Raw genomic sequence first — 9,286 nt, 5'->3', positions numbered from 1 at the left:
GGCATGCCTCGCCTCACATAACCTCAACTTCCCGAACCGCCCGGTGCGGACCCGCACGCCGGGTGGTGTGGCAGGGTGGTGTGGCAGGGGACCGGCCAGCTTGCTGGCCGCCCCTATGCCGATTGCCCGTGCGTTCCGTTTCCCCGGGCGAAAAAAAGCCGACGCTCAGGTCGGCTTTTTTGTCTTTCGGGATAAGCGTTTTAGTGCGCGAGCCCTGCCTGCTCGTCCGCACCGATCGCCAGATTCATACACTGGATCGCCGCGCCCGATGCGCCCTTGCCCAGATTGTCCAGCCGCGCGACCGTCACGAAGCGCTCGTCATTGCCGAACACGAAGAGATCGACGCGATTGGTGTCGTTGCACGCCTGAACGTCGAAGAAGCCGGCGTCGAGGTTGCTGTCGGCGTCGAACGGCATCACGCGGACGAACGGCTCGTTGTTGTAGTACTCGGCGAACATGTCGCGCACGTCTTGCGGCTTGGCCTTCCGCGTCAGCTGATCCGGCGAGAAATACGTCGTCACGGCCAGGCCCTTCAGGAACGGGCCGACGATCGGCGTGAAAATCGGCGCGCGCTTCAAACCCGTGTGCGCCGCCATTTCCGGCAGATGCTTGTGCGTCAAGCCCAGCGCGTAGGCGCGCGGCCCGTTCAGACGCGGATCGCCGCCGGCTTCGTATTCGGCGATCATCTTCTTGCCGCCGCCGCTGTAGCCGGTGATCGAATACGCGTGCGAGGCGAAATCGGCCGGCACGAGTCCGCCCGCGACCAGCGGCTTCACCGACAGCACGAACGCCGACGCGTGGCAGCCCGGCACCGCGATGCGCTTGGCCGTGCGCAGCCGCTCGCGTTGCGCGCGCGCCAGTTCCGGCAGGCCGTAGGCCCAGGAATCGTCGATACGGAAAGCCGTGCTCGCGTCGATCACGACGGTGCGATCGTTGTCGGGCGCGACCAGCGACACCGACTCGCGCGACGCGACATCCGGCAGACACAGGAACGTCACGTCCGATTCATTGATCAGCCGCCGGCGCTCCTCGATATCCTTGCGCTTCGCCTCTTCGATTCGCAGCACTTCGATGTCACGGCGTTCCGACAGGTATTCGAAAATCCTCAGGCCGGTGGTGCCTTCCTGTCCGTCGACAAATACTTTCGTGGTCATCTCGATCTCGCTGGTTCGGGGCGCGCGTGCGCCTGCCGTAAAACCGACATTCTAAGTCGATTTCGAGACGGGTTGATGTACGCGTGTCGATGCGCCCGTTCAGGCCGGCTGCGCGGCGCTCCAGCGCGCCGTCACGGTGGCGATGCGTGCGCCGAACGCGCGCGCGGTTTCCAGATCGCCGGGCGGCGGCGCTTCTTCGGGCGAGGCATCGGCGGGAGATTGCGTGAGCAGCCCCGTGAAGCCGCCGACGAAGTTCAGGTCGTTGCGCGTCGCGGCCTTCGTGTTCGACGGCATCATGCCCGCGCCCGCCCAGATCATGCCGTGCTGCATCGCCAGCGTGACGAAATAGGAGATCGTGAGGAATTTGTCGCCGTTCATGTGCGCGGAATTGGTGAATCCCGCCGCGATCTTGTCCTTCCACTTTTGCGCGAGCCACGGCTTCGAGCTGGCGTCGGCGAACTTCTTGAAGTCGGCGGACGGGCCGCCCATGTAAGTCGGCGCGCCGAAAACGATGGCGTCGGCGGCGTCGAGTTCGGCCCACGCGTCTTCGTCGATGTCGCCGACGGGCAACAGTTTCGCGTTCGCGCCGGCTTCGGTCGCGCCCGCGAGCACGGCTTGCGCGACGCGTTTCGTGTGGCCGTAGCCGCTGTGATAAACGATGATGATGTTCGGCATGGCGTTCCTTCTGTCGCGGCCATGCGCGCCGACGACGCGGCCCCGTGGCGGCAACGCAGGCCGCGGGGCGCGAGATGCAGGGACAGACGCGCGATGGACTCGCTTCTAAGCTTCTAATCGTGCAAGCGTGGGTAAGCGGCCGGACTCCATGCCGAGACGCGGGCGGCTCACGGTTCAGGCCAGTCTAGCAAAGCCAAATGTCGGCCTACCGGCGCAAGCGCACGCTCCGGCGAAACAATTCCGACGATTGAAGCTAACGGCCGACGGTAAAAGTCAGCTGCGCCGTGGCAATCGATGCGGTGCGGATTTCGTGTTCGAACATCAGCGCGGGCGTGCCTTGACGCAGACGCAGATCGTCGGTGCGCAGCGCGTACACCGTCACCACGTACCGATGCGGCTTGCCGGCGGGCGGGCACGGTCCGCCGTAGCCATCGGTGTCCCAGTCGTTGCGGGCTTCGACCGCGCTGGTCTTGCGCAGCGCGCCCGACGCGCTCGCGTTACCGGCCAGATGCGTGACGCCGACGGGAATGCCTGCCACCGCCCAGTGATACCATCCGCGTCCGGGGGCGTCGGGATCGTAGATCGTGATGGCATAGCTGCGCGTCTGCTCGGGCGCGCCGCGCCAGGACAACTGCGGCGAACGGTTGCCGCCCTTGCACTCGGAATTGTCGAACAGCAGATCGCGCCCGATCGTCTTACCCGGCGCGAGATCGATGCTCGACACCGTGAAGGCGGGATCGGCCGAAGCGTCGCGCGAATGCGACAGTAGCGACACCGCACTCGCGACGCAAACCGCGAACCCCACGCGATAACCCGAACTCACGATTCGACATGCAAGGCGCATGGCCCGATTCTCCTGTCAGTAGCGTCGCGCGATATAGCAGCGTTTCGCTGTCTGCAACGATGTTTTTTGTCTCACGGATGCGCTTTGTGTGAAGTTGCAGTTTAACATTGCAACAAAGCATTAAAAGCTTGATCCTTGGGACTTAACCTATAGCGCCATTAAAAGGCGTACATTCATTGGCGCACCGTCATCAATGAATTTGCACAATTTCGATCAACGAATGAGCAATCTGACATTGATTCGCCGGACCTCCGATCACAGTTGAAACAGGGAAAACAAATGAGCCAGCGAATAAAAGTCATCATCGCAGACGATCATCCGGTGATTTTGTTTGGCGCCGCGCAGGCGCTCAATAAGTTCCCCGAAGTCGATGTCGTCGGCCAGGCGCGTCAATCCACCGAACTCATCCAGGCGCTGCAGAAGACGCCGTGCGACGTGCTCGTCACCGATCTCGCCATGCCCGGCGGCTCTTACGGCGACGGCATGCCGCTGCTCGGCTACATCGGGCGGCAATTTCCGCGCGTGAAGCTCGTCGTGCTGACCATGCTCGAGAATCCGGCTCTGCTCAAACGTTTGCGCGAGGTCGGCGTGATGTCGGTCATCAACAAGGCCGACGACATGAACCACATCGGCTGGGCCATCCAGCACGTCATGCGCGGTCAGGAATACCTCGGGCCGTCCGTCAAGGCGGCGCTCGACAGCATGGCGATGGGATCGAGCGGCCAGCAGCGCAGCGTCATCCTGTCGAAGCGCGAACTGGAAGTCGTGCGCCTGTTCGTGTCGGGCATGACGATTACCGAAATCGCCGCGCAATTGCGACGCAGTATCAAAACCATCAGCACGCAAAAGAACACGGCGATGCGAAAACTCGGTATCGAGCGCGATTCGGAACTGTTCCAATATGCTCAAAGCAACGGATTAATGAATCTCTCTGCTTATACCGGCGATGGCACGCTTCAGGATGCGCCGCTCTCGAACTCCAATCCGATTTAATGCGCGATCCCGGTCCATAAAACAAAAAAGCCGCTGACGAAAATCAGCGGCTTTTTGTTTTTGCAGCGATTAATTACTGCGGCGCCGACCATTCGGCCGGCGAGTGCAGGAATTTCTCCACTTCGTCGAGCGTCTTGGTTTCGAAATAACCTTGTTGCTTCGCGATGCGCAGCACGTCCCACCAGGTGGCGAGCGCGTGCAGATCGACGTCGATGTCCTTCAGCACGGACACGCTTTCCTTGAAGATGTTGTAGTGGAACAGCACGAAGCAGTGATCCACCTTTGCGCCCGCCGTGCGCAGCGCGTTGATGAAGTTGATCTTGCTGCGGCTGTCGGTGGTCAGGTCTTCCACCAGCAGCACGCGCTGGCCTTCGGTCAGGAGGCCTTCGATCTGCGCGTTACGGCCGAAACCCTTCGGCTTCTTGCGCACGTACTGCATCGGCACCATCAGACGATCGGCGATCCACGCCGCGAACGGGATGCCAGCGGTCTCGCCGCCGGCGACGGCATCGATCTGCTCGTAACCGACGTCGCGCAGGATGGTGGCTTCGGCCATTTCCATCAGGCCGCGACGCACGCGCGGATAAGAAATCAGCTTGCGGCAGTCGATATACACCGGGCTCGCCCAGCCGGACGTGAAAATGAACGGCTTGTCGGCGTTGAAGTGCACCGCTTGTACTTCGAGCAGCATCTTGGCGGTGGTGTCGGAGATCGTCTGGCGATCGAAGCCTGTCATGGGCGAATCCTTGGACTTGATGTGACGCTTGGAAAGCGGGAGGCGGCCGCGCGGGCCTTTGGCGCAGGTTTCGACACGAAACGAACCGAAGTTTGGCGTTTCCTGCGCGCGTAGCCCGCCATTTTACCCGAGCAGGCCGTTGCCCGCGAGCCGTGTTCGAGCAGCGCGCAACTTTTGTCCCGACTTTTGTCCGATTGGCGGCGCGGGCCGCGCGCCCGTACACTCGCGGCACTTTCGATCCGCATCGCCCCATGAATTCCGCTACTCCTTCCTCGTTTTCCACGCGCCACGGCATGCACGCGCTGATCGCGTCCGTGCTCGGCTACGCGATGGACGGCTTCGATCTGCTGATCCTCGGCTTCATGTTGCCGGCGATCGCGGCGGACCTGCATCTCACGCCGACGCAGGCGGGATCGCTCGTCACGTGGACGCTGATTGGCGCGGTGGCGGGCGGCGTCGTGTTCGCGTGCTGTCGGACTATCTCGGACGCGTGCGCATGCTGACGTGGACCATTCTCCTGTTCGCCGTGTTCACCGGGCTGTGCGGTGCGCGCTGTCGCAGGGTTACGGCGATCTGCTCGTCTATCGGACGATCGCGGGCGTCGGGCTGGGCGGCGAGTTCGGCATCGGCATGGCGCTGGTCGCGGAAGCGTGGCCCGCGCGGATGCGGGCGAGCGTGTCGTCGTATGTCGGGCTCGGCTGGCAACTCGGCGTGCTCGCCGCCGCGCTGCTGACGCCGCTGCTTCTGCCGGTCATCGGCTGGCGCGGGATGTTCGCGGTCGGACTGGTGCCGGCCGTCGTGTCGTTCTTCGTGCGACGTCGCGTGGAGGAACCGGCGCTTTTTATCGAGCGCCGCGCGCTCGCCGCGACCGAGACGGTCAGGCCGCGCGCGTTTCCGCTCAAACGCCTGTTCGCCGATGCTCGCACGTCGCGCGCCAGCATCGGCGTGATCGTACTGTGTTCGGTGCAGAACTTCGGCTATTACGGCCTGATGATCTGGCTTCCGAGTTATCTGTCGAAGACCTTCGGCTATTCGCTGACCAAATCCGGCGTCTGGACGGCCGTCACCGTGCTCGGCATGGCGGCGGGCATCTGGCTGTTCGGTGTCGCGGCGGATCGCTTCGGGCGCAAGCCGACGTTTCTCACCTATCAGATCGGCGTGGTCGCGATGGTCTTCGTGTACTCGAATCTGACGTCGCCGGGCGCGCTGCTGATCGGCGGCGCGGTGATGGGCGTGTTCGTCAACGGCATGATCGGCGGCTACGGCGCGCTGATCTCCGAGATCTTTCCGACCGAAGCGCGCGCGACCGCGCAGAACGTGCTGTTCAATATCGGGCGCGCGGTCGGCGGGCTTGGGCCGGTCGTGGTCGGCGCGCTCGCCGCGAAATATTTGTTCGCCATCGCACTGGCGCTGCTCGCGTCGATCTATCTGCTCGATGTGCTCGCCACGCTCTTTCTCATCCCCGAAAAACGCGGCGCGGAACTGGACTGAGCGCGCCGCTTCATCCGACGAAAACGCCCGCAAATGCTGCTTCGCGCCATTTGGAGCGAGCGGTGTACACTGACTGTCCCAAAAAATAACAACGGCTCCGCCCGTCGGATTCATCCTTTCCGACGGGACGAATGCGTCTACCCGGCGCGTCGGCCGACTGACAACATTGGTCCATAGACTCACAGCCCGCACTCAATGTCGAGCAGTCGCCGGCGTGTGATCCCTGTTCAAATAAATCCCAAACGTCTCAGGTCAATCATGGACGAACAACTGAAGCAAAGCGCTCTCGCGTATCACCAGAATCCGCGTCCCGGCAAGATTTCGGTGACGCCGACCAAGCCGCTCTCCAATCAGCTCGATCTGTCGCTCGCGTATTCGCCCGGCGTGGCGGCGGCGTGCATGGCGATCTTCGACGAACCGCTCGACGCGCAGAAGTACACCTCGCGCGCGAATCTCGTCGGCGTCGTGACGAACGGCACGGCGGTGCTCGGTCTCGGCAATATCGGCCCGCTCGCGGCCAAGCCGGTGATGGAAGGCAAGGGCTGTCTGTTCAAGAAGTTCGCGGGCATCGACGTGTTCGATATCGAGCTGGACGAAACCGATCCGGACAAACTCGTCGACGCGATCGCGATGCTCGAACCGACGCTCGGCGGCATCAATCTGGAAGACATCAAGGCGCCGGAATGCTTCTATATCGAGAAGAAGCTGCGTGAGCGCATGAAGATTCCCGTTTTCCATGACGATCAGCACGGCACGGCGATCATCGCATCGGTGGCGATTCTCAACGGCCTGAAAATGGTCGGCAAGAAGCTCGACGAAGTGAAGCTCGTTTGCTCGGGCGCGGCGGCGATCGCGTGTCTGGATTTGCTGGTCGATCTGGGCCTGAAGAAGTCGAACACGCTAGTGACGGATTCGAAGGGCGTGATCTACGAAGGCCGCGGCAATCTCGATGCATCGAAGGAACGCTATCAGGCGACCACCGACGCGCGCACGCTCGCCGATGCCATGCACGGCTGCGACGTGTTCCTCGGCTGTTCGAGCGCGGGCGTGCTGAAGGCGGAAATGGTTCAGACCATGGCCGACAAGCTGCTGATTCTGGCGCTGGCGAATCCGGAGCCGGAAATCCGCCCGGAAGAAGCCAAGCGCGTGCGTCCGGACGCGATCATCGCGACGGGCCGTTCGGACTATCCGAACCAGGTGAACAACGTGCTGTGCTTCCCGTTCATCTTCCGTGGCGCGCTGGACGTGGGCGCGACGACCATCACCGAGGAGATGAAGCTCGCGTGCGTGCGCGCAATCGCCGAACTCGCGGAAGAAACCGATCAGGGCGATGAAGTCGCGAAGGCGTACGAAGGCCATTCGCTCGAATTCGGTCCGGAGTATCTGATTCCGAAGCCGTTCGATCCGCGTCTGATCATCAAGATCGCGCCGGCTGTCGCGCAAGCCGCGATGGATTCGGGCGTGGCGACGCGTTCGATCAAGGACATGGACGCGTATCGCGAGACGCTCGGCGCGACGGTGTATCGCACGGGCATGGTGATGCGCCCGGTGTTCGCGGCGGCGAAGGCAGCGCCTGCGCGCATCGTGTTCGCGGAAGGCGAGGACGAGCGCGTGCTGCGCGCTGCCCAGTTCGTGCTGATGGAGAAGATCGCCAAGCCGATCATCGTCGGCCGTCCGGCGGTCGTCGAAATGCGTCTGCAGAAGATTGGCTCGAAGCTGAAGCCCGGCGTCGATTTCGAGATCGTGAATCCGGAAGACGATTCGCGCTACCAAAAGAGCTGGCAGGCGTATCACGATATCGCGGCGCGTCAGGGCGTGACGCCGGACAGCGCGAAGGCGGCGCTGCGCAAGTTCAACACGCTGATCGGCGCGATCCTGATTCATACCGGCGATGCGGACGGCATGATCTGCGGTCTCATCGACACGTATCAGGATCATCTGAAGTTCGTCGATCAGGTGCTCGGCAAGGCGAAGGGCGCGGACAATTTCGCGGCGATGAACCTGCTGATGCTCCAGGGCCGCAATATCTTCATCAGCGATACCTACGTCAACGTAACGCCGACGCCCGAGCAACTCGCCGACATGACGATTCTCGCGGCGCGTGAAATCGAGCGCTTCGGCATTCAGCCGAAGGTCGCGCTGGTGTCGAATTCGAACTTCGGCAGCGTGCAGAGCGCGTCGAGCAAGCGCATGGCGGAAGCGCGCAAGCTGATCGCGGAACGCGCGCCGAATCTGGAAATCGACGGCGAGATGCACGGCGATGCAGCGTTGTCCGAAGCCGTGCGCAAGGCGGCGTTCCCCGGCACGACGCTGACCGGCGAAGCCAACCTGCTGATCATGCCGAACGTGGAAGCGGCGAACATCACGTACAACCTGCTCAAGATGGTGAGCGGCGAAGGCGTGACGGTCGGGCCGTTCCTGTTGGGCGCGGCCAGCCCGTGCATATTCTGACGCCGGCCGCGACCGTGCGACGGATTATTAATATGACGGCGGTGGCGAGCGCTAACGCGAACGTCGGGAAGGCGAAGTAAGCCTTTAAGACGTCAGTTCGACGGCGATCCGGGTGACCGGGTCGCCGTTTGTTTTTCTTGCTTAGAGATGTCCGCTGCGAAGCGCGGCGACCCAGTCCATGCGCCCATTTAGCTGCGCCTCGCGCGCGGCGCGCTCCCAGTCGTATTCGACGGCGCGGAAAGAGACGTCCCAGCCCGACGCGCCTTGCGTGATCATGGCGTAGCGGGCGTGCGGCGTCGCGTTTTCCACGCGATGCAGATAAGGATGCGCATCCTCATACGCTTGCAGTCCGACGCTGCCCGGATTGACGATCAGACGTCCCCGTCGCGAAGTTTCATCGAACGTTGCAGATGCGTGTGGCCGCACAGGATCAACTCCGTGCGCGCGTTCGTCGCGCGATGTTCGACTTCCTCCGGCGTTGCCGCGCGTAATCCATTTTCATCGACCGTTTCCAGAAAGTAGTCCAGATCGCTGTCCGGCGTTCCGTGCACCAACAGAACGTTGTCCTGAAGATCGAGTGTGACGGGTAGCGCTTCGATCCACGCGAGTTGATCGGCGCTCAGATGATCGAGCGCCCAGCGATCTGACAGACCTTGGTCCGCGCGTGGTTGGGTCAGGAGCTGTCTTTCGTGGTTGCCGCGAATAGTCGGCAAGGCGATGGTCATCAACAGGTCCGCCGTTTCGCTTGGATGCAGCGCGCCGGAGACGATATCGCCGAGATTGACGGTGACGTCCGCGCCTTCCGCGTGGATATCTTGTGCGCCCAGCATGGGCGCACTCTTGCGGGTACAAGTCCCGCCGCAAGTTGACCACAGCGAGCGAAGTGAAGCGCAACTGCGGAAGGGCGACCGACCGTGGGGAGGAAGCGTGGAGCGAAACTGC

At 62.7% G+C, this 9,286-nt stretch carries 5 protein-coding genes and 3 pseudogenes; 3 read left to right on the top strand and 5 right to left on the bottom strand.

Features of this window, described 5'->3' with window-relative positions; genetic code table 11:
- Positions 1-200: 200 nt before the first annotated feature.
- The 3 genes from argC to BVER_RS24835 all read right to left on the bottom strand — a co-directional run bounded on the left by argC (position 201) and on the right by BVER_RS24835 (position 2,673).
- Positions 201-1,154: an N-acetyl-gamma-glutamyl-phosphate reductase gene (argC, locus tag BVER_RS24845; protein WP_050455538.1), complete on the bottom strand. Its 954-nt coding sequence runs from the start codon at positions 1,152-1,154 to the stop codon at positions 201-203.
- Positions 1,155-1,253: 99 nt separating this feature from the next.
- Positions 1,254-1,829: a flavodoxin family protein gene (locus tag BVER_RS24840; RefSeq protein WP_050455537.1), complete on the bottom strand. Its 576-nt coding sequence runs from the start codon at positions 1,827-1,829 to the stop codon at positions 1,254-1,256.
- Between the two features lie 253 nt (positions 1,830-2,082).
- On the bottom strand, positions 2,083-2,673 hold the full coding sequence (locus BVER_RS24835) for a YbhB/YbcL family Raf kinase inhibitor-like protein (protein ID WP_050455536.1): 591 nt from the start codon (positions 2,671-2,673) through the stop codon (positions 2,083-2,085).
- 279 nt (positions 2,674-2,952) lie between these two features.
- On the opposite strand from BVER_RS24835, the gene BVER_RS24830 reads away from it, so the two are divergent.
- Positions 2,953-3,666 carry a response regulator gene (locus BVER_RS24830; protein WP_050455535.1) on the top strand — a complete coding sequence of 238 codons (714 nt, stop codon included), beginning with the start codon at positions 2,953-2,955 and terminating at the stop codon, positions 3,664-3,666.
- 73 nt (positions 3,667-3,739) lie between these two features.
- On the opposite strand, the gene BVER_RS24825 is transcribed toward BVER_RS24830, so the two are convergent.
- Positions 3,740-4,402 carry an orotate phosphoribosyltransferase gene (locus tag BVER_RS24825; RefSeq protein WP_050455534.1) on the bottom strand — a complete coding sequence of 221 codons (663 nt, stop codon included), beginning with the start codon at positions 4,400-4,402 and terminating at the stop codon, positions 3,740-3,742.
- A 251-nt stretch (positions 4,403-4,653) separates the two neighbouring features.
- On the opposite strand from BVER_RS24825, the pseudogene BVER_RS24820 reads away from it, so the two are divergent.
- Together BVER_RS24820 and BVER_RS24815 are read left to right on the top strand one after the other, a co-directional pair.
- Positions 4,654-5,893: pseudogene (locus BVER_RS24820) on the top strand (MFS transporter).
- 258 nt (positions 5,894-6,151) lie between these two features.
- Positions 6,152-8,424: pseudogene (locus BVER_RS24815) on the top strand (NADP-dependent malic enzyme).
- A gap of 61 nt (positions 8,425-8,485) precedes the next feature.
- Here BVER_RS24815 and BVER_RS24810 read toward each other — a convergent pair.
- Positions 8,486-9,174, bottom strand: a pseudogene (locus tag BVER_RS24810) (metallophosphoesterase family protein).
- Between the last annotated feature and the right edge of the window lie 112 nt (positions 9,175-9,286).

Source organism: Candidatus Burkholderia verschuerenii, from assembly GCF_001189365.1.
Taxonomy (GTDB): Bacteria; Pseudomonadota; Gammaproteobacteria; order Burkholderiales; family Burkholderiaceae; genus Caballeronia; species Caballeronia verschuerenii.
Note: the sequence above shows the minus strand (reverse complement) of the source record. Positions and strands in the feature narration are given on the sequence as shown.